General features: G+C 54.7%; 24 protein-coding genes. 10 read left to right on the plus strand and 14 right to left on the minus strand.

Going from position 1 to position 20,248, the window contains the following annotated elements; genetic code table 11:
* Nucleotides 1-26 precede the first annotated feature (26 nt).
* Nucleotides 27-2,918 (minus strand): PKD domain-containing protein, encoded by a 2,892-nt coding sequence (locus TIRI35C_RS02890; RefSeq protein WP_246454667.1) that lies wholly within the window; start codon nt 2,916-2,918, stop codon nt 27-29.
* Between the two features lie 285 nt (nt 2,919-3,203).
* On the opposite strand from TIRI35C_RS02890, the gene TIRI35C_RS02895 reads away from it, so the two are divergent.
* The 9 genes from TIRI35C_RS02895 (at nt 3,204) to glmM (ending at nt 11,205) form a co-directional block, all read left to right on the plus strand.
* On the plus strand, nt 3,204-4,148 hold the full coding sequence (locus TIRI35C_RS02895; RefSeq protein WP_167891679.1) for a ribonuclease Z: 945 nt from the start codon (nt 3,204-3,206) through the stop codon (nt 4,146-4,148).
* Nucleotides 4,145-4,846: a TraB domain-containing protein gene (locus tag TIRI35C_RS02900; protein WP_188201660.1), complete on the plus strand. Its 702-nt coding sequence runs from the start codon at nt 4,145-4,147 to the stop codon at nt 4,844-4,846. The genes TIRI35C_RS02895 and TIRI35C_RS02900 overlap by 4 nt, the downstream gene beginning before the upstream one ends.
* Nucleotides 4,847-5,070: 224 nt before the next feature.
* Nucleotides 5,071-5,250, plus strand: coding sequence for a KH domain-containing protein (locus TIRI35C_RS02905; RefSeq protein WP_139680288.1), 180 nt, complete (start codon nt 5,071-5,073; stop codon nt 5,248-5,250).
* A gap of 17 nt (nt 5,251-5,267) precedes the next feature.
* Complete coding sequence (locus TIRI35C_RS02910) at nt 5,268-5,876, plus strand: site-2 protease family protein (protein ID WP_246454668.1); 609 nt, start codon at nt 5,268-5,270, stop codon at nt 5,874-5,876.
* A gap of 66 nt (nt 5,877-5,942) precedes the next feature.
* Nucleotides 5,943-6,512, plus strand: coding sequence for a glucose-6-phosphate isomerase (gene pgiA / locus TIRI35C_RS02915; protein WP_188202983.1), 570 nt, complete (start codon nt 5,943-5,945; stop codon nt 6,510-6,512).
* 71 nt (nt 6,513-6,583) lie between these two features.
* Nucleotides 6,584-7,945 carry an ADP-specific glucokinase gene (locus TIRI35C_RS02920; RefSeq protein WP_394354743.1) on the plus strand — a complete coding sequence of 454 codons (1,362 nt, stop codon included), beginning with the start codon at nt 6,584-6,586 and terminating at the stop codon, nt 7,943-7,945.
* Between the two features lie 68 nt (nt 7,946-8,013).
* Nucleotides 8,014-9,417: a mannose-1-phosphate guanylyltransferase/mannose-6-phosphate isomerase gene (locus TIRI35C_RS02925; RefSeq protein ID WP_188201661.1), complete on the plus strand. Its 1,404-nt coding sequence runs from the start codon at nt 8,014-8,016 to the stop codon at nt 9,415-9,417.
* A gap of 2 nt (nt 9,418-9,419) precedes the next feature.
* Nucleotides 9,420-9,824, plus strand: coding sequence for a hypothetical protein (locus TIRI35C_RS02930; RefSeq protein ID WP_188201662.1), 405 nt, complete (start codon nt 9,420-9,422; stop codon nt 9,822-9,824).
* Between the two features lie 10 nt (nt 9,825-9,834).
* Nucleotides 9,835-11,205: a phosphoglucosamine mutase gene (gene glmM, locus TIRI35C_RS02935; RefSeq protein WP_188201663.1), complete on the plus strand. Its 1,371-nt coding sequence runs from the start codon at nt 9,835-9,837 to the stop codon at nt 11,203-11,205.
* Nucleotides 11,206-11,285: 80 nt separating this feature from the next.
* On the opposite strand, the gene TIRI35C_RS02940 is transcribed toward glmM, so the two are convergent.
* From TIRI35C_RS02940 to TIRI35C_RS03000, 13 genes are all read right to left on the minus strand, one after another.
* Nucleotides 11,286-12,635 carry a hypothetical protein gene (locus TIRI35C_RS02940; protein WP_188201664.1) on the minus strand — a complete coding sequence of 450 codons (1,350 nt, stop codon included), beginning with the start codon at nt 12,633-12,635 and terminating at the stop codon, nt 11,286-11,288.
* Between the two features lie 90 nt (nt 12,636-12,725).
* Entirely contained in the window at nt 12,726-13,538 is an 813-nt protein-coding gene (locus TIRI35C_RS02945; protein ID WP_188201665.1) for an energy-coupling factor ABC transporter ATP-binding protein, read from the minus strand.
* Nucleotides 13,535-14,194: an energy-coupling factor transporter transmembrane component T family protein gene (locus TIRI35C_RS02950; protein ID WP_188201666.1), complete on the minus strand. Its 660-nt coding sequence runs from the start codon at nt 14,192-14,194 to the stop codon at nt 13,535-13,537. The genes TIRI35C_RS02945 and TIRI35C_RS02950 overlap by 4 nt, the downstream gene beginning before the upstream one ends.
* 1 nt (nt 14,195) lies before the next feature.
* A complete protein-coding gene (locus tag TIRI35C_RS02955) occupies nt 14,196-14,444 on the minus strand; it encodes a PDGLE domain-containing protein (protein WP_188201667.1) in 249 nt (82 codons plus the stop codon).
* The gene (locus TIRI35C_RS02960; RefSeq protein WP_188201668.1) at nt 14,441-15,055 is read right to left on the minus strand and encodes an energy-coupling factor ABC transporter permease; all 615 of its coding nucleotides are present in this window, start codon (nt 15,053-15,055) and stop codon (nt 14,441-14,443) included. Before TIRI35C_RS02960 ends, TIRI35C_RS02955 begins: the two co-directional genes overlap by 4 nt.
* A 145-nt stretch (nt 15,056-15,200) precedes the next feature.
* Nucleotides 15,201-16,001 carry a proteasome assembly chaperone family protein gene (locus tag TIRI35C_RS02965; RefSeq protein ID WP_188201669.1) on the minus strand — a complete coding sequence of 267 codons (801 nt, stop codon included), beginning with the start codon at nt 15,999-16,001 and terminating at the stop codon, nt 15,201-15,203.
* Between the two features lies 1 nt (nt 16,002).
* Entirely contained in the window at nt 16,003-16,182 is a 180-nt protein-coding gene (locus tag TIRI35C_RS02970; protein ID WP_188201670.1) for an RNA-protein complex protein Nop10, read from the minus strand.
* Nucleotides 16,182-17,009: a translation initiation factor IF-2 subunit alpha gene (locus TIRI35C_RS02975; protein ID WP_188201671.1), complete on the minus strand. Its 828-nt coding sequence runs from the start codon at nt 17,007-17,009 to the stop codon at nt 16,182-16,184. The genes TIRI35C_RS02970 and TIRI35C_RS02975 overlap by 1 nt, the downstream gene beginning before the upstream one ends.
* A gap of 101 nt (nt 17,010-17,110) precedes the next feature.
* Complete coding sequence (locus tag TIRI35C_RS02980; protein ID WP_012571194.1) at nt 17,111-17,308, minus strand: 30S ribosomal protein S27e; 198 nt, start codon at nt 17,306-17,308, stop codon at nt 17,111-17,113.
* A gap of 3 nt (nt 17,309-17,311) precedes the next feature.
* Nucleotides 17,312-17,596, minus strand: a complete 285-nt coding sequence (locus tag TIRI35C_RS02985; protein ID WP_014012391.1) for a 50S ribosomal protein L44e — start codon at nt 17,594-17,596, stop codon at nt 17,312-17,314.
* 171 nt (nt 17,597-17,767) lie between these two features.
* The gene (locus TIRI35C_RS02990; RefSeq protein ID WP_014788305.1) at nt 17,768-17,947 is read right to left on the minus strand and encodes an HTH domain-containing protein; all 180 of its coding nucleotides are present in this window, start codon (nt 17,945-17,947) and stop codon (nt 17,768-17,770) included.
* A 61-nt stretch (nt 17,948-18,008) separates the two neighbouring features.
* Entirely contained in the window at nt 18,009-18,590 is a 582-nt protein-coding gene (locus TIRI35C_RS02995; protein WP_188201672.1) for a lysine exporter LysO family protein, read from the minus strand.
* On the minus strand, nt 18,587-18,832 hold the full coding sequence (locus TIRI35C_RS03000) for a hypothetical protein (protein WP_188201673.1): 246 nt from the start codon (nt 18,830-18,832) through the stop codon (nt 18,587-18,589). Before TIRI35C_RS03000 ends, TIRI35C_RS02995 begins: the two co-directional genes overlap by 4 nt.
* 188 nt (nt 18,833-19,020) lie before the next feature.
* On the opposite strand from TIRI35C_RS03000, the gene TIRI35C_RS03005 reads away from it, so the two are divergent.
* The gene (locus tag TIRI35C_RS03005) at nt 19,021-20,220 is read left to right on the plus strand and encodes a pyridoxal phosphate-dependent aminotransferase (protein ID WP_188202985.1); all 1,200 of its coding nucleotides are present in this window, start codon (nt 19,021-19,023) and stop codon (nt 20,218-20,220) included.
* Nucleotides 20,221-20,248: the final 28 nt, after the last annotated feature.

Raw genomic sequence — 20,248 nt, forward strand, 5'->3', positions numbered from 1 at the left:
GCTTTGGTCAAAATTAAATGGAGGAGTCAGCGCCTCCTCCAGAGGGCAACCAGGATCGCCAGAACCGCCATCAGTCCCGGGCCGCAGGTACCACCTGGGCTGGTTGGAGATGGACTCGCACTGGAGGAACTGGGTTCTGGGGAACCGGCAGTTCCGCCAGGAGTGCTTGAGGTGGTTTTTGAAGTCGTTTCTGACGGGGTTGGAGTTGGGGACTCGGTTGAAGTCGTTTCCGTCGTTGTTGAGATTTCTGGAGGCTTTACGGTTATGGTGATCTTCTTGACGTCCTCCCCTCCTGCGTCGTCCGTTACCGTCAGCGTTACAGTGTAGTTGCCGGCCTTCTCGAAGGCGTGAACAGGCTCGGCCTTGCTTGAGGTGCTTCCGTCTCCAAAGTCCCAGCTCCAGCTCACCACTTCCCCATCCCTGTCGTGGGACTTGTCTGCAAAGCTTACCTCCTCCCCGGCCTTCGGCTCCTTCGGTAGGAATGTGAAGTCCGCGGTGGGCAGGTAGTTCCTTGGTTCAACGGTTATCTCCTTGAAGTAGGCATTCTTAAGGCCGCTCTCATCCTCGACCGTCAGCAGGACGGTGTATTTGCCCGGCTGAGAATAGGTATGCCTGGGGTTCCTCTCGGTCGAGGTGCTTCCGTCTCCGAAGTTCCAGTTCCAGCCTGCAACTTTTCCATCGGGGTCGGTAGAGCTGTCTATGAATCTTACCTCTTCACCGACCTTCAGCTCCGCGGGGGAGTAGCTGAAGAGTGCCGTGGGTTCTTTGTTCTGCTGGACGTTGATGGTTGCGCTGCACGTCGAGTTCTTGCCCCATGAGTCGTAGACCGTGAGGAGTGCGTTGTAAACTCCTTCTCTGTCGTAGACGTGGTCCAGTTCACTCCCGTTGCCCTCAACGCTGAAGCCGTCCCCGAAATCGAGCTCCCAGCGCATGGTGTCGTTGTCGGGATCGTTCAGGTGGAGCTGGAAGTTCGCCTTTAGTGGTCTCTTCCCGGCTGTGGGAGTTACCTCCATGGTGCACTCGGGGGGATTGTCCATTGCCAGGAGGACGTTGTAGTTGAAGTGGAGGAACCCAAAGTTAAACACTATCGGGCTGTTTTCACGGTTCTTGTAGTAGTCTCCCTTGCTCGGCACGTAGAAGTCGAGAACTAAATGCCCGTCCTCGCTGTCCGTGTAGATAACGCCGGTGGCGTTGTACCACTTGTCCCCCTCATCTATCCTGCCTTCATACGCGACCAGGATGCTCGTTTCGTCGGAGAAGGTCACTTCGTGGGTGCTGACCCTCTCATATCCGTAGTTCCCCTCCATACTGCCCTCGACGGTCGTGATCCCCGAGACGCCTCCGCCTCCCTTGGCGCTCAGGGAGACACCGACGGTGAAGGTGTTCTTGCTCTTCTTCCAGTTCAGCTGCTTCGTGTACTGCTCGTAGGAGCTTCCAACCTTTCCAGCTTCGATTGTGAAAACTCCGAGGACGTTCCCGACCTCATAGTTCTTCAGCTCGGTTATCTTCGTGGGGTATGTGTTGATGTCCCCTATTTCGTGCAGCTGGGAGTCGTAGTTCACGAAGTGGACGTTGGGCGGCCCCTTGGGGATGCTGACGAGGATGTACTGCTGCTCGCCGTTGATGATGGCAAGCTCGGGAGGGCTTATTATCGGGAATTCGTAGATGTCGTAGTCAGTGCTCACGTAGAGCGCTCCATCGGCCATGTCCGAGAGCATCTTGTAGGTTATCGCAGTCTCATAGGACTTCCCGGTTTCCCTCTGCATCTTGAAGCCAAGGGAGGTTTTTAGGGAAAACTCACTCCCGCCCCCGAGCTTCATGCTGCCAGTCTTCACGGTGAGTCCTATCGTCATCTTGACGTCGTGGGTGGCCTTGACCGATGCCACCTGCTTCTCTCCCTTCTTGTTCTTGTACTCCGCGTAGAAAACCCCGGTATCGTTTATCACATCAAAGTCCACCGGCGGTGCGTTGATGACCGCTATCACCTCGTCAACGACGCTCATAGTTGCTTTGTTTGGCGGTCCGACGATTATGGAATCGCCGTTCACATCTCCAACCGCCAGTCCGGCCCCGTAGGTGAACTCCGTCTTCAGGCCCTTCGGTCCGTTGAGCAGTTCTCCCCCCATGTTGTAGGCCTTGACGTATCCATCTTGCGATGCCCAGAGTATCTCATCAACGCCGTCGGTGTTGACGTCGCCAACCGCTATCCTGTCTCCCTTCTTGAAGGGGACCGTGAACTTGGCTATCTCCGAAGCTTTGTACTGACCGCCGTTCTTGCCCAGGGAGAAAACGTGTATCCCTACCGTCGGGGTGTCCCGGCTCGCTATGACTATCTCGTCCAGTCCGTCGAGGTTCACATCGCCGGTTGCGAGTTCGTCCCTGTCCTTGAGGTTGAAGTAGTCCTCGGTTGAGAAGCTCCCCATGACGTTGCCGCTTGTGTCGTATATCCTCACGGTATCCTCGTCGTAGTCGGCATGGACTATCTCCGCTTTCCCGTCGCCGTCAAAATCGCCGGCCCCTATCGAATCGCCTATCTCAAAATCATCCACCTTGAACTTGCCCAGGACGTTGAAGTTCCCGTCAAAGACCTTTATCCAGTTGTTCCTGTCGGCGAAGATTATCTCCTCCTTTCCGTCCCCGTCAACGTCGCCGCATGCCAGATCGTCCCCTTCCTCAAAGTTCACGTCGTGCTTCCCAAGCTCATCGCCGGTCATGGTGTAGATGTATATCTTATCGGTGCTCCTGTCTCCCTGGATTATCTCCGCCTTTCCGTCGCCGTTGACATCGCACGAGACGAGCTCGTCCCACTTTTCATAGCCGGTGTGGAACTGGACGACGTAGCCACCGGTCTCGTTTTCATAGCCCCAGATGTAGTCTCCCCTGTCGCCTATGATGATCTCTTCGTTCGCTATCACCATTCCCCCGGAACCATAGAGAAGGTCGGCCTCTCCAGCCTTCACTGAATGGGAGGGCACGGCAAGTAGGGAGATGATAAGAAATAACCAAACCAGAAGGGCAGTTCCTTTTTTCATAAATTCGCCCCCTTTCGATAGGAGTTTACAAAGACCTGCAAAAGAGCAGACCTAAGTAAACTCATGATACCATTGGACTTTGAAATATAAAAGGTTTTTCACCCATCGTGTTACGATTATCGGTTATAACTCTTGGGAGAGCTTTTTAAGTCCCCCTTCCTATGATGTAACATGCTCGAAGTGATTTTCCTCGGCACGGGCGGCATAATGCCCACCAGGGAGAGAAACGTCCCGGCCATAGCGCTCCGCTACAATGGTGAGATTATACTCTTCGACGTCGGGGAGGGCACTATGAGGCAGATGAACACCGCTAAACTCAGCCCAATGAAGGTGGAAAAGATTTTCATCACCCACTTCCACGGCGACCACTACCTCGGTTTAGCCGCGCTGATCCAGACGATGAACCTGTGGGACAGGGAAAAACCGCTCCATATCTACGGCCCCAAATACACCTTCGAGTTCGTCCAGCACTTCCTCCAGAGCGGCTTCTTCAGGCCGGGCTTTGAGATACACGTCCACGAGATTGGGGAAACCCGCTTGAAGTTCAATGGATATGAAATCTGGTCATTCAAGGTCGAGCATGGGATTCCGGCTTTGGGCTACGTTTTTAGGGAAAAAGACCGGCGCGGGAAGTTCCTGCCGGAGAAGCTGAGGAAATACGGCCTGAGCGAGGGCCCGATACTTGGGAAGCTTGAGCGTGAAGGTAAAATCGAGTGGAACGGAAAAACGATTTACCTTGAGGACGTCACCGGGCCGAGGAGAAAGGGACTCAAGATAGCCTACACCGGCGACACCGAGCCCGCTGAAAGGGTCAGGCTCTTCGCCGAGAGGGCGGATCTTCTAATCCATGAGGCCACCTATCTGGATCCGGCCCATAGGGGCGACAGCTACCACTCAACGGTGGAGGAAGCCTGTGAGGTCGCTAAGAGGGCCAAGGTGAAGCTTCTGGCGTTATTCCACAGGGCCTTCCGCTACACCTACGACGAATACACGAGCGGGGCCTCGCGAATATGCCGTGATTTTGGAGTGGATTTCGTAGTTCCGAGGGATTTTGATGTCCTGGAGTTTAAATCCGGCGAATTCAGTGTGAGAAACCTTCTGGAGGAGAGAGGATGAGCTACCTTCGTTACGTCAGGCTCATAGGCACGATGCATGTTTCGCCGAGGAGCAGGGAGGAGGTCCTCAGGACGATACTTAGTGAGAGACCCCATGCTGTTGCTATAGAGCTCGACAGGGCGCGCTTCCTGGCCATGAACGAGGAGAAAAAACTCACTCTGGAGGAATCACTGCGCTTCGGCAGGAAGGGGCTGATAAACTACGTTTTAGCCAAGGTCGAGGAGAAGCTCGGTGAGGAGTTTGGCATGAAGCCCGGAGAGGAGATGAAAGCTGCCATAAACGCCGCTCAAACCCTTGGCGTTCCCCTCTACCTCATAGACGAGGACATAAACCTCATACTCTCAAAGATTCTCGCCGCACCGGGAAGGGAGAAGCTCCTCATGGCCCTGGAGGCGCTTGGAATATTCCTGCCGGTTAAGTCCGGTGAAATAGCCGACCCGATGGCGGAGTACAGGGTCATGATGATTCAGTTTCGGAGGAGATACCCCTACCTCTACCGCGTCTTGGTCGAGGAGCGCAACGAGGTCATGGCGAGGAATTTGATCTCAATCGTGGAGAACCTCAAGCTCTGGGGGGTTAAGAGGCCCAGGGTTGTAGCCGTTGTCGGCCTCGGCCACAAGCCCGGGATAGAGCACCTCCTCGATAGGGCGAAGGAGAGAAGGTTTCTCTCGCCCTACTGGACTACGGGGGCGGTATGATGGAAAGGAGGCATCTGGTCTGCCCGCTCTGCGGGGGGACGGATTTCAGCGTTGATGAGGGAAGATAGACAGCAAATGGGGGTTCACCGCCCACAAGGTGAAGATAGTCATCTGCAGGAACTGCGGCTACGTCATGATGTTCTACAAGGGCAGAACCATCTGGGACTTTGACTGATTCGTTACTTTTATATTTAGAACCGCCACAGCATTCTTGGGGATTCGCCATGAAGGACAGACTCGAAAAGATGCTCAACGTTAAGATCCTTGAAATCGAGGAGCTTGAGGACAAGATAGTCGTTTACGTCCCGGAGGATCAGGTGAGGATAGCCGTTGGGAGCGGTGGCGCCGCCGTTAAAGCCGCCGAGCTCGTAATCGGCAAGAAGATTGAAGTAAAGGGCAGGTAAATTCTCGGGGCGTTCCGATGGGCTACGAACCGTGGAAAGGAGTTCACAGGGGCGGCATGGGAAGAAAGGAGATCGAGGATTTGCTGATTTCTTTTCTAGTCCTCGCTCTGCTGTTTTCCAACTTTGACCCCTACGCCCTCCCCTACGCGGCCGTGGCAGTTCTGACGGCGTTCCTCTTCCACGAGCTCGCCCACAGGCAGATTGCGCGGCACTACGGCTACAGGGCGTACTACCGCAGATGGGACACCGGCATACTTCTGGCGCTTCTCATGGGTGTAGCGACGCGCCTTCTCACGGGGAGCACCTGGATATTCGCCGCCCTCGGTGCCGTTCAGGTCTACGCTCCCTACGCCGTTGATTCCAGGGAGGCCTTTGGAAAGATAGCCCTCGCGGGTCCGCTTACCAACATAGCCGTTGGCATAGTAGCTCTGGTTGTTTTAAGAACCACTCACCCATTCACCACCCTCTGGTGGATTTTCAGGACGACGGCAACGGTCAATCTGTGGCTGGCCTTCTTCAACCTGCTCCCGTTCCCGCCGCTGGACGGCTCCAAGGTCGTTCGCTGGAACGCCGGGGCATGGGCGGTTTCCATCGGCGTCGCCTACCTCCTCTTCAGACTGCTGTAACACTTTCGGTGATACAGAAGGGAAAGGTTAAATAGGCCCACCCTCACTTCTATCACGGTGATTCCAATGGAGTACAAGAACCCGCTGGGTGTTGATATTGACCTCGAAACCGGTGTCATTCCCGGGGCCAAAAAGCTCGTCAGAAGGCTCGGCGATCTGAAGGGATACTTCGTCGATGAAAAAGCCTACGAAGAGCTTCTCAAGGAGAACCCGGTCGTTTACGAGGTTTACGCAATTGAGCAGGAAGAGAAGGATGGAGACCTGAACTTCGCCACGACGGTTCTCTACCCGGGCAAGGTTGGAAAGGAGTTCTTCTTCACCAAGGGCCACTACCACTCCAAAGCTGACAGGGCGGAGATATACTACGGCATCAAGGGGAAGGGCGGAATGCTCCTCCAGACCCCCGAAGGAAAGGCCGAATGGATAGAGATGAGGCCCGGGACGGTCGTCTACGTCCCGCCATACTGGGCCCACAGGACGGTTAACACGGGCGACGAGCCGTTCATCTTCCTGGCGATATATCCGGCCGATGCCGGCCACGACTACGGGAGTATAAAAGAAAAGGGCTTCTCCAAACTGGTCATCGAGGAGAACGGAGAAGTCAGGGTTGTGGACAACCCGAAGTGGAAGGAGTGAACCCTTGATTTTTCTTCTTCTCACCGCAACCCTTATTAACTTTCAGCAGTTACATCACTCCCGGTGATATAATGCTCTGGGACGCTCTCTACTCATCGGCCTTCGATAAAGTTCGAAGAAACATCGGGAAAATCGGTGGGGTTCTCCTCGCGTACAACACGAACATCGACGCCATAAAGTACCTGGACTCCGCAGATCTGGAGCGGCGGATAAACAGTGTGAGAAAAGATGAGATCATGAGGTACTCCGAGGAGCTTCCGGAGAAGATAACCTCCGTTGAACAGCTTCTCGGCGGAATCCTCTGGAGCGTTAAGCGGGGCAAGGCGGCGGAGCTCTTCGTCGAGAGCTGCACCGTTAGGTTCTACATGAGGCGCTGGGGCTGGGACGAACTCAGGATGGGAGGACAGGTTGGGATAATGGCCAATCTCCTCGGCGGCGTTTACAACGTTCCGGTAATAGCCCACGTTCCCCAGGTTTCGAGGCTTCAGGCGGACCTCTTCAAGGACGGGCCGATCTACGTCCCCAAAGTTGAAGACGGAAAGCTCAGGCTCGTCCACCCGAAGGAGTTCCAGGCCGACGAGGAGAACTGCATCCACTACATCTACGAGTTCCCTCGCGGGTTCAGGGTCCTTGACTTCGAATCTCCAAGGGAGAACCGCTTCATCGGCGCGGCCGATGACTACAACCCGAACGTCTACATAAGGCCCGAGTTCAGGGAGCACTTCGGGGAGATAGCCGGAAGGGCGAGGCTGGCAATAATCAGCGGCCTTCAGACCCTGACGAGAGAAAACTACCGTGAGCCTTTTGGGGAAATGAAGAGGCACCTTGAAATCCTGGGCGAGAGGAACGTCCCTGTTCACCTTGAGTTCGCCTTTACGGCCGATGAGAAAGTCAGAAAGGCCCTCGTTGAGATTCTCGGCTCCTTCCATAGCGTCGGTCTCAACGAGGTCGAGCTGGCATCGATAATGGAGGTCATGGAAGAGAAGGGCCTCGCCGAGAAGCTCCTCGCAGATGACCCTGTGGACCCAATCGCGGTCACCGAGGCCATGCTAAGGCTTGCCGAGAGGACCGGCGTGAGGAGGATTCACTTCCACACCTACGGCTACTATCTGGCACTGACCGACTACAAGGGCGAGTTCGTTAGAGATGCTCTGCTCTTTGCGGCTTTAGCTGCTGCAGCCAAGGCGAAGCTCGGCGACGTCCGTTCGATAGATGACGTGGTCAAGGCCATGGACGTCCCGGTGAACGAGAAGGCTGGAGCGGTGGAGGAGAGGCTTGCCAGGGAATACGGCATGAAGAACGGCATCGCTGAGATCGACGGCTACCAGCTCTCCTTCGTCCCCACGAAGATAGTGGCGAGGCCAAGGAGCACCGTCGGAATCGGTGACACCATATCCAGCTCCGCCTTCGTCGGTGAGTTTGCCCTCCGCTGATTTTTTCCTTCGCCAAGGTTAAAAAACAAATGGGCCCAAGTATTGTGCAGAAATCAGGGGTGGTTACCATGAAGACGCTTATTCTTGCGGGGGGCAAGGGAACGCGCCTCTGGCCGCTGAGCAGGGAGCTGATGCCGAAGCAGTTCGTTCGGTTCCTGGACGATCGTTCTCTCTTCCAGAGAACCGTGGAAAGGGTGCTCAATCTCGGGTTCTCAAAGCCGGATGAAATATTCGTCGTGACCAATAAGGCATACAAGTTCAGGGTTCTCGACGACATCAGGGAGCTCGGCCTGGAGCTTCCGAAGGAGAATATCCTGCTCGAACCGGAGGGAAGGAACACCCTGCCGGCCATCTACTGGGGCATAAAGCAGGTTGAGGAAACCTTTGGGGATTCAATCGTCGCCGTTCTTCCAAGCGACCACCTGATAGAGGCCAACGAAGCCTATGAAAGGGCTTTCAGGAACGCGGAGAGGCTCGCCAAAAACTATCTGGTTACCTTCGGGGTAAAGCCGACCAAGCCTCACACCGGCTACGGCTACATAAAGCCGGGCGAGGCCCTGCAGGAGGGTGACGAGCTCCTCGGCTACCGCGTCGATGAGTTCAAGGAGAAGCCGGACTTCGAAACTGCCAAGCGCTACGTTGAGAACGGCTACTACTGGAACAGCGGCATGTTCATGTTTGATACTGAGGTCTTCATTGAGGAGATCCGCCAACACGCTCCCGACGTGTATGAGGCCTTTGAGAACGCGGAGAGTGTGGATGAAGCCTACCGCGTCGCCCCTGACATCAGCATAGACTACGGAGTCATGGAGAAAACGGACAGAGCGGCTGTTGTTCCCCTCAACGTCTACTGGAACGACCTGGGCAGCTTCGACGCCATTTACGAGGTAATGGGAAAGGACGAGAGCGGAAATGCCGTAAAGATTGGCAGCAGGAAGTCGGAGTACATTCCCCTGAACTCCCGGAACAACCTCGTGATGACGGAGCGCCTGACTGCGACGGTCGGTGTTGAGGACCTCATAATAATAGACACGGACGACGCCCTTCTCATCGCGCACCGTGGGGAGAGCCAGCGCGTTAAGGAGGTTTACAAACTGCTCAAGGAGCGCGGCGACGAGAGGGTCTTTGTCCACAGGACTGCATATCGTCCCTGGGGAAGCTACACAGTCCTTGAGGAGAACGAACGCTACAAGATAAAGCGCCTCACCGTTCTGCCGGGCAAGAAGCTCTCCCTCCAGATGCACTACCACAGGAGCGAGCACTGGGTGGTGGTTAGAGGCACGGCAAAGGTTCGCGTCGGGGAGAAGGAAATCCTCCTCCGGCCGGGCGAGAGCACTTTTATTCCAGCCGGCGTCGTTCACAGGCTTGAGAATCCTGGAAAGGTGGTTCTTGAGGTCATCGAGACCCAAATAGGGGAATACCTGGGTGAGGACGATATAGTTCGTTTTGAGGACGATTTCGGGAGGGAGTGATAATGGCTGAGGATGAGAAGGTCAAGAACTGCGGAGACGGGTGGGAGCGGTTCAGCAGCTCCCTATCCTCCCTTTCGCTCAGCCTTCTGCCCACGCTGCTCTTCGTGCTCATAATGTCCTACATAATCGTCGTTGGTCTGCAGAACGCCGATATAACCTTCACGGTCCAGGGACAGGAGGTCACCATAACCTATCCGCAAATAAACATACCCGTGGACTATTCGGCCATAAAGAACGCGGTGGTTTACCTGTTTGCCGCGATACTGATAGGCATGCCCGTTCCCCTGCTTTCCGGCAAGTGGAAGCCGCTGAAGATACTCGTCTCCCTGATTCAGGCCGGAGCGTTCGTCTACGGGCTCTACATCTTCGTGATGATGATAATCAACTTCGCCAGTGCTCTAATGTGAGGTGATTGCAATGGGAAGGCTGTTCGGTACCTTCGGCGTCAGGGGAATAGCGAACGAGATGATAACCCCAGAGTTTGCCCTCAGGATGGGTATGGCCTTCGGAACGATGCTCAAACGCGAGGGAAGGGAGAAGCCCCTCGTAGTGGTCGGCATGGACACCCGCATCAGCGGGGAGATGCTAAAGAACGCCCTTATAAGCGGGCTTTTAAGTACTGGCTGTGACGTCATAGACGTCGGAATAGCCCCAACCCCCGCGATACAGTTCGCGACTGCTCACTTCAATGCCGATGGCGGGGCAGTTATAACAGCTTCCCACAATCCACCTGAGTACAACGGCATAAAGCTGCTTGAACCCAACGGCATGGGGCTGAAGAAAGAGAGGGAGGCAATAGTTGAGGAGGTTTTCTTCAGCGAGGACTTTGACAGGGCAAGATGGGACGGGATAGGTGAAGTCAGGGAGGAGGACATCATCGGGCCCTACATCGAGGCGATAAAAGCCAGGATTGACGTCGAGGCGATCAGGAAAAGGAAGCCATTCGTCGTCGTTGACACATCCAACGGCGCTGGTTCACTTACGCTCCCATACCTCCTGCGCGAGCTTGGGTGCAAAGTGGTTAGCGTCAACGCCCATCCTGACGGCCACTTCCCGGCCAGAAACCCCGAGCCGAACGAGGAAAATCTTAAGGGCTTTATGAAGATTGTAAAAGCCCTCGGTGCAGACTTTGGGGTTGCCCAGGACGGCGACGCCGACAGGGCGGTGTTCATAGACGAGAACGGACGCTTTATTCAGGGTGACAAGACCTTCGCGCTCGTTGCCGATGCCGTTCTGAGGGAGAACGGCGGTGGACTTTTGGTTACAACCATAGCCACCTCCAACCTGCTCGACGATATAGCAAAGAGGAACAACGCGGAGGTTATGAGAACCAGAGTCGGCGACCTCATCGTTGCTCGCGCGCTCCTTGAGCACAACGGAACAATCGGTGGCGAGGAGAACGGCGGCGTTATCTTCCCGGACTTTGTCCTCGGCAGGGACGGGGCGATGACCACAGCAAAGATAGTCGAAATCTTCGCGAAATCGGGCAAGAAGTTCAGCGAGCTGATCGATGAGCTTCCAAAGTACTACCAGTTCAAAACGAAAAGAAAGGTGGAGGGCGACAGGAAGGCGATAGTCGAGAAGGTTGCGGGGCTTGCCAGGGAGAAGGACTACGATGTGGACACAACGGACGGGACGAAGATTCTCTTCCCTGACGGCTGGGTTCTGGTCAGGGCCAGCGGGACCGAACCGATAATCAGGGTCTTCAGCGAGGCGAAGGGCGAGGAGAAAGCTAAAGATTACCTTGAGCTGGGACTTGGGCTTCTGGAGAGGGCGATTGGAGACTGATTCCTGGTTATCCTTACTTTTTTCTGAAAGTCTCGTCATTTGGGGGAAGAGAGGGAATAGAAAGGTGGGGGAAAAGCGGCCTAACTGCTCTTCACGTAGAATCCCATTGGAATCTCCACCGAGCACGAGCTGAACCAGCCCGTCTTGAACTTGTACTTCTGGGAACTCTTGAAGGCGTGAATAATCACTGAAGGACCGTTCTCTTTTATGGTTCCATCTACTGTCACACTTCCGGCTTTCTCATACTGAACCGATGCCGCTAATCCTGCGACGGGCGCTGGTGCACCAAAGGCAACTGCAATTGCTCCCACAGGAATTCCAATGCCAAACTTGACGCCGCACTTTCCACCAATCGCCTGGAACATATACGCCAGAGTTATACCTTTGTTCGTTGCAAGTGGATGCTGTAGGCTCTCTTTAGTGAATCTAAAGAACGTTCGGTCAAAATCCGGACTGCCGAGGGAGATTCCACCGTCAATTATGTATCCGTTGACACCTTTACTTGCCTTTACATCATATATCCCGACGTCTATTCTCTCCCTGCCAGTCTCACTGCAGCCATAAGCACCCATCCCCCAGGCACAGATGTATTCTTTTTCGTGTCTGTAGTACGGCTTGGCTTTGATGTATATGTAACCCATCTTGCCCTTGGGAACGTCCACGATGTCTCCAAAGTAATAGTGGCCTTCAACTGGAACCCACTTCTTTCCGTATATCGTCACTGACGATGACAGAACCTTAACCGGATCGCCACTCCTGAACTTTGCCTCCAGGTCAGTTCCATACGCTAAAGTCGCCGAGAACTCCGTCCTGTAATCTGCTCTTAAAGAAATTGAGCCCTGTAGCTTTCCTTTTCCATCTTTGTTATCGATGATCAGCAGGGGAACCTCAACGTAGTCTTCTGCTTCCCAGGAGTCTTCTGCCGGGCGCCATTCATAGTGGTACCAGCCCGCGTGGTTGGGCTTTGGTAGGGATTCCTTCTCAAGGAGTTCTATCTTTACCCGCTTGGAGGTTCCCTGCAAATCCTTCTCCGATAGGAGGGTTGAACCCATGCCCCTGTAAAGAACGCCGTTCTCCCTGTCTATAATCCAGACGGAGACCCTGACTCCGTAGCGTTTCTCCTCGCTTATGCTTGGGAGGAGTTTCCGCAGGTTTGCCACCTTCACGATGCTCCTTGTAGTGTCAAGCTTCCAGAATCCGGAGCGTTTGATCCTGTAGTGGCCGAGGGTTTTGATGCCGGAAGGAGTGGCAACGTCAACCTGAACCTGAATTTCATAATCTCCAGAGAAGCCCTTGAGGGTTCTTCCCTTCTCATCTGTCAGAACTATTGCCATTCCGTCTTTGGGCGGTATCCATTCCGCCGATACCGACGTTGCTATCAAGAGTGTTATTACTGCCAACACTAGAAGAGTTCTTATTTGCTTTATCATTGAATGTCACCATAATAACTTATGCCAATGGTATTTTTAAAATTTGCGGCAACCTAATCAGCTGGAAGATTTAATTTTAACATAAAAAAGTCAATAGCTCTGGTTAAACTCTCCGGCCTTCCACTCTTCCAGCAGTTTTCTCCCTTCCTCCACACTCCTCGGAACCGGCAGGCCAAGGCCCAGGAAGAGTTCTGCCATGGGAGGTACGTCAAGGTTGTGCTCCCTCAGAAGCTCCGGATTCCCGAGTATCTCCTCGGGCGTTCCCACGGTAACTATTCTTCCCCCGTCCATCAGGGCTATTCTGTCGCACAGGGCCAAGTAGTCCGCCTCGTGAGATGCCAGTATTATTGTCTTCCCCTCCGCCCTCAGCTCCGTTATCAGTCTCCTCATAATCTTTTTGCCTTTAAAGTCGAGGTTGGCGAATGGCTCGTCGAAGGCTATAACTTCCGGCTCCATAGCTAAGACTGTTGCTATCGCTGTCCTCTTCTTCTCACCGAAGCTCAGCTCCCGGGTTTCCCTCTCGGCGTAGTCCTCCATTCCAACCATCTCCAACGCCCACAGGACGCGCTCCCTCAGCTCCTTCCCCCTCAAGCCCAAATTGTAAGGGCCGAAGGCCACATCCTCGAACACAGTCGGAGAAAAGAGCTGGTCGTTGGGGTCCTGAAAAACTATCCCGACCTTTCTCCGTACTTCCTTCGGCTGTTTTGCCGGATCAAGGCCGTCCACAAGAACTTTGCCTCTCTTTGGCCTGAGAATTCCGTTGAGGTGGAGGAGCAGTGTGCTTTTTCCCGCTCCGTTCGGCCCGAGGAGGCCAAACAGCTCCCCCCTCTCAACCGTGAGGTTTATCCTCCTGAGCACTTCTCGGCCGGAGTAAGAGAAGTGAATATCCTTCAGTTCTATCATACCAGCAGACCCCCTAACGCGAGCAGGGCCAGCATCGTGGTCTTCGCGTTGGGTCTGGGCTCTTCAAGACTGGGAAACTCCCCAAAACCCCTGGCTAGCATGGCCCTGTATATCCTTCCGTTTCTGAGGTATGCCCGTACAAACACCTCCCCTATGAGGGAGCCGAGCTTTCTGTAGTACTCTCCCTTTCCAACACCAAACGCCCTTGAGTCCAGGGCGCGCTTCATTCTCGTTGCCTCGTCAGTAAATAGGTCGAGGTAGCGGTAGGTGAAGGCCAGGGTTAATGTTAGTATCCTGGGGAACCTCAGGGCTTCCATCTCAGCGAGAATTCTGGAGAAGCCCACCGAGCTTGTCACGACGACGGCCGTTCCGGCGGAGAGGAAGGCCTTTCCGAGGAGCATGAAAAAAGAGTGGAATCCCTCGTGGGTTATGGGGCCAATCGGTGTCTCCAGGAGAGGTCTTCCGGGATTAAATAGCGCCATGATGAAAAGAAGCCCCTCAAAGCCGAGGAGGAAGCCGAGCTTTTTGAAAACACTCCTCTCTGGCCTCATGGCGAGCATAACGACTAGGAAAAGGAGTCCGAAATAGGTCAGCTCCGTTAGGCTCTTTCTCGTCACAACCCCTGTTGCATAAAGGAAAATGAAGGGCAGGTACACCTCAGGCACCCTTGGCGAGCTTTGCCAGACCGTAGCCAACCGCAAAGGTCAGTCCAATGCCGACCAGCCCCATAATGAGGCTCTGGCCCCAGGTTTCACCGTAGTCAAGGGGCGCTTGATAAACGGGTTTCTCCTCAAGGCCGACCTTTTCCATCGTTGCTTCCAACCCGTCCGGGTTGCTCGATGCGAGGGGCAGCACTACCGCCAGCACGACTGCTATGATTATCAGGCCTTTAAAAATCGTCCTCATGCAGGCACCCCCTCAATCGATGGAAGCTTTGCCCTTACGGCGTGGACTATCAGGACGGTGAGTATCGCCTCGCCAATTCCGATTATCGAGTGATAGGCAATCATCAGGGTGAGGACTTTGAAGAACGGAAGGCTGTGGCTGAGGCCTATCTCGAGCGAGGCGAGACTCGCCCCCAAAACAACGGAGAGCCATGCGGCAAAGCTCATTGCAAAGGTCTCGCTGATGTCCTTGAGCTTCGTGTAAACCCCGTAGCCTATGAACGCTCCAATAAGCCCCATGTTGAGGATGTTTGCGCCGATTGCCGTTATTCCTCCGTCCCCGAAGAGGAGCGTTTGTATGAGCAGAACTGCCGTCATGACTATTACCGCCGCGTAGGGTCCGAGCATTATGGCAACCAGCGTTGCTCCTAGCAGATGTCCGCTTACTCCTCCTATTATCGGGAAGTTGACCATCTGAGCCGCGAAGATTCCGGCCGCGAAGAGGCCCAGGAGCGGTATCTTCTCCTCCGGGAAGTTCCTGAGCTTCCTCACCGCGTAGGCTATCCCGGCTATCGTTATTGCGTAGGTTATGACTATAACGGGTGTACTCAACAGTCCATCCGGGATATGCAACCTAAACACCTCCGGTGGTTTTGTTGTGCTATCAATTGAATAAAGAGTAACACGAAATAAAAGCGTTTTTTAAACCGCGTATTACCAACCAAAGGTTGAGAACAGTGATTGTGCGGCCTCGTTACAGAAAAGAAATGGGATGGGCTCAGAGGTAGCCCCTGTCTTCCTCCTCCGGGGCGGGAGGCATCTGCTGCTCCAGCATGGCCCTCTGCATCTCCTGGACCTTCCTGAGTATTTCCTCCGTCTCCTTGGCGCGCTCTTCGAGGGCAGTCATGTCCAGCTCAAGACCGAGGATTTTGGTTACCGCCAGAAGGACAGACTTTGCGGCTTTGGCATCAACGATGTAACCAAGGCTCTCGCCGAGAAGGCTTATCCCGTACATCGAGCGGAGCTTACCCATGCCGAGGAGCAGTCCAGCGGCGCCGACTATTGCCCCCCCTTCGTCCTCGCGCCAGATAACCTCGATGCCACAGCCTTCCAGCTTTCTCTGGTAATACTCTACCAGCTCCTCGTGGGTTACCGCCGCTAAAACCCTCGGCTCCCCCTGGAGCTCGGGCACCTGGTAGCCGCCCATCGTGATTATTTCGCGGACACCGAACTCGTTGACGAAGTCCAGCATCTTTCCGACGACCTCGAAGTGGCCGGGACTGTCCGTGGGCGGAACCTGCTGGTCGCCGGTGATGATTATGATGTCCCTGCCGTTTTCGTCTGGGTTCTTCCAGCAGTAGAACTCGTTCTTCATAAGCTCAACCACGGAGTTCTTCTTGATGAGAACCTGGTGCATAAAGTGCGGCGAGTAGAGTTCCGCGAACTTGACCGCGTTGAGCTCCTGGATCAGGTGTTCGGCAGCCAATTTCCCGACGAGGCCTATACCGGGGAGCCCTTCGATGAATACGGGATCCCTGAGATGGGGCCTCTCATACACGTGGATAACGGATTCTTTCATCTCAATCCCTCCCGGTAATGCCCAGCTGCTCGCGCTTCAGCCTTCTCCTGTACTCACCGTACGGATCCTCCGGTGAGAAGCGCGGCGGGTGGGCTACCTTTGTTTTAGCCCCGCAGAGGGGGCAGGTTTCCTTGAGGGTGTAGCGCCCGCACTCTGGGCACTTCCTTATGCGGAAGTGCATCATGAACCCCTCTTTTTGACCTTCTTAATGCGCTTCTCCTTCCTGATGAGCGTCGCTTCGCCGCCCGCTTCCTTTATGACGCGAAGTATCTCCTCGGCTATGTTCTCAAGGACCTCCTCGGCCTTGTAGTAGTCCGGGGCGGTGATGTCTATCCTGTATCTCGGCGCTCCCTGATAGGAAAACTTGACGTCTATCTCCTTCTCCTCGTTGGCCCTGTCGCGGGCCCTTATGAGGGCTTCCCTGATTATCTCGATGCCGTCGGGCTTCGGAACCGTTATCTCGAACTCCGCGTCGATCGTGACGGTCGGAATCTCGACGTAGGCCTCGATTATCGGCTTCAGGGCCTCCACCCACTCGTCGCTGATGATGCCCTTGAGGACGTCCATGCCGTTCTGGGCGGCGTCTTCAAAGGCGGCATAGACTTCTCCGTACTCCTCCTCGAGGGGGACCCAGACCTCTTTCCATGCAGTGTCGAAGTCCTTTCCTATCTTCTCCGCCGCCATCTTGAGGAGGTTCTCCGCTTTCTGGGCGCGCTTGTACTCCTGGAGCTTGGCCTTCCTCTGCTGCTGGTTCACCCTCTTGAGGCTAAGGTCAATGTGCCCCTTGCTCGGGTCAACGCGTATAACCTTGGCGACTATCTTCTGGCCCTCTTTAACGTGGTCCCTGATGTTCTTGACCCATGTTGATGCGACCTCGCTTATGTGCATGAATCCCTCCTTTCCGGGGTACTCGTCGAGCTTGAGAAATGCACCGTAAGGGTGAATGCTCTTGACGGTAGCAACCACGAACTCTCCCTCTTCGGGGTACTCTTTGGCTTTCCTCGGCATTACAACCACCTCTAATTTTCTCTGCCTGGGTAAGTTACGAAAAGAGGTATTTAAAGTTTAGCAGAAGCCTCCGGGCACGGAGGCAAAGGAAAGGGAAAGGTTCACTCGAGAACCTCGAGTATCTTGGCCTTGATGACGCCCTTGCCTCCGGTCGGCTCGACGAGCGTTGCACCGCAGACGAGGCACCTGACGGTGGTGGCCGGGTTGCTGAAGACTATCTGCTCGTTGCCGCAGTCTATGCACTTGACGCGGAGGAACCTGCTCCTGGGCATCGGGATGAGGTTCTTCGGGAGCGCCATGCTTCACACCTCCACCAGCTCGAACTTCTTAACGCGGAAGCCCTGTCCCCTGGTGTGGGCCTTGCCGCAGACGGTGCAGCGGAAGCGGAGGTCGAGCTTCTTGACCGGCTTCTCCCTTCCGGCCGGGTTCGGCCTCGGGAAACCGCGGTAACCCTTCATGATCCTGCGGAAGCGCCTCTGACCCTGGCTGAGCTCGCTCCTCGGTCTCTTCTTGACCTTCTCGACCTTGTGGATCGTGTGCTTCTTACAGTAGGGGCAGTAAGTCCTTATCTGCTTCGGATACTTCATTCTCTCACCTCCACGCAGAGGCCCGGTGGGTTCCTACTCGCCCCAGCCTCGGACACCCCCGAGCCGTGAGGCATGATAGTGCCTGCAGGCATCGGTAGGGGTGAGGCTTTAAAAAAGTTTTTGCCTTGGTGGGTGGAAGGTGGGTATAAATTAGTGGAGACGGGGAACGCATCACTCGGCGGGTGCATAGTAGCAGCGCTTTGGAGATATTATCTTGCCCTCCTTTTTGAGCACTTTTATGGCCTTGTCCACTTCCTTTTTATCGATTCCAGCGAGCTCGGCTATCTCCTTGCTCTTGAGGGGCTTTCCAGCTTCCTTTAGGACTTTGAAAACGAGTTCAACCTCTGCCATCTTCCTCACCCTCTGAGTTTGTTCATAGAACCTAAAATGTTTGAACTTAAAAAGTTATTGGTTAGAATTGAAGGATAAATGGGACAACGAAGGGCACCAGTGCGGTGAGGACGAAGCCGTGAACGAAGGCTATAAGCGCGACCTCGCCGCCTCCAAACTTCGTCATTATTGGCAGCGTCGTGTCCATGGTTGTGGCGCCACCCATGGAGACCGCCAGCTCCCTTCGGACCCTTTTGATAGCAACGGGGTACAGCAGGACAGTGAATATCTCCCTGGTGAGGTTGGCAAGGAAGCCGAGGGTGCCGTAGACTGCTGAGTACTGGGCGATCAGCGGTCCGGCGAGGCTGTACCAGCCGCAGCCGGCCGCCACGGCCAGCCCCCACCTGAGTTCTATCCCCAGAATCAGGGAAGCGACGAGGCCGCCCAGGATTGAGCCCAGGAGTGTGCCGAGGGGCAGCTTTATGGCGAGCTTTCCGAGTTTCCTGATCTCCCCTAGACGAAAGCTCTGCCCCAAGTCAATTCCGATTATCAGTATAAGCAGATATAGCATGACCTCGTAGAGGTTGCCGAATTCCGGGGCGTAGAAGTGGCCTGTGAGTATGCCTGAAATCAAAGCTACCAGAACGTAGACTAGAAACCTCATTCCCTTCCCCCCATGAGAAGAGCAATACCAACGCTTCCGGCTATGGTCAGAGCGGCGAAGACAACGGACGAGCTGAGGAGCCAGAATGCGTCTATCCTTACTTTCCCTGCCTCGACACCCATGAAGAATATCAGGAGCAGCAGTGCGGCGCTCATTGGAAGATCAACGTTCACCCTGCGCTCTTTCCTGCGGAGAACGTACCCGATGATAACACCCGCAATGAGTGGGATGAAGATGTTCATGTAAAAACCTTCCTCTGAAGGTTAATAAACGTATCGAGGGGCTCGGAGGGTGTTCACTTCATCATCCGTGAGCTTTCAGTTTGCTTGCTAATCGTCATCGCCCGTAATCCGTTATCCTCGCTTCTTTTTAAACCTATGTGGGCAAAGCTTTTTACCACAAACCTCTCACCATTCAAATGGTGATTCACATGATTCGTGCATCCGAAAGGGCTATGGGAATTGAGTACGCCATCAGAGATGTTGTTCTCCCTGCCAGGGAGCTTGAGAAGAAGGGAATAAAGGTCATCCGCCTCAACATAGGCGATCCGGGCAAATACGACTTCCAACCGCCGAAGCACATGAGGGACGCTTACTGTAAGGCCATTCAGGACGGCCACAACTACTATGGACCGAGCGAGGGACTTCCAGAGCTTAGGGAGGCTATAGTTGAGAGGGAGAGGAAGAAGAACGGCGTTGAGGTAACTCCCGAGGATGTTCGCGTTACCGCAGCTGTTACAGAGGCGCTGCAGTTCATATTCGGGGCCCTCCTCAACCCCGGGGACAACATCCTTGTTCCGAGTCCAAGCTATCCGCCTTACACTGGCCTCGTCAAGTTCTACGGCGGCATTGCCAACGAGTACCTTACCGTGGAGGAGAACGGCTGGCAGCCCGACATAGACGACATGAGGAAGAAAATCAACGAGAGAACTAGGGCAATAGCGGTTATCAACCCGAACAACCCAACAGGAGCGCTCTACGAGAAGAAGACGATTAGGGCGATACTCGACCTTGCCGGTGAATACGACCTGCCTGTGATAAGCGATGAGATATACGACCTCATGACCTACGAAGGAAAACACGTCTCTCCGGGCTCCCTCACCAAGGACGTCCCGGTTATAGTGATGAACGGTCTCTCCAAGGTTTACTTCGCCACAGGGTGGCGTCTCGGCTACTTCTACTACGTCGACCCCGAGAACAGGCTCGCCGAGGTCAGAGAGGCTATAGACAAGATGGCCAGGATAAGGCTGTGCCCCAACACCCCGGCCCAGTTCGCTGCCATAGCAGGCCTAACGGGCCCGATGGATTACCTTGAGGAGTACATGGCCAAGCTTAAGGGGAGGAGGGACTACATCTACAAGCGCCTAAGTGAGATTCCGGGGATAAGCACTACCAAGCCCCAGGGGGCGTTCTACATCTTCCCGAAGATTGAAGAGCGCTCGAAGTGGAAGAGCGACAAGGACTTCGTTCTGGATGCCCTCCATGAGGCCCACGTGCTCTTTGTCCACGGCTCCGGCTTCGGCTACGCCGGCGAGTGGCACTTCAGGATAGTTTTCCTACCGCCGGTCGAGATACTCGAAGAGGCCATGGACAACTTCGAGGCATTCATGAGGAAGAGGCTTGCGGAGTGAATTCTTGGCACATCTTTCCTTTCCCTTC

The sequence above is a fragment of the Thermococcus camini genome, assembly GCF_904067545.1.
GTDB lineage: Archaea > Methanobacteriota_B > Thermococci > Thermococcales > Thermococcaceae > Thermococcus > Thermococcus camini.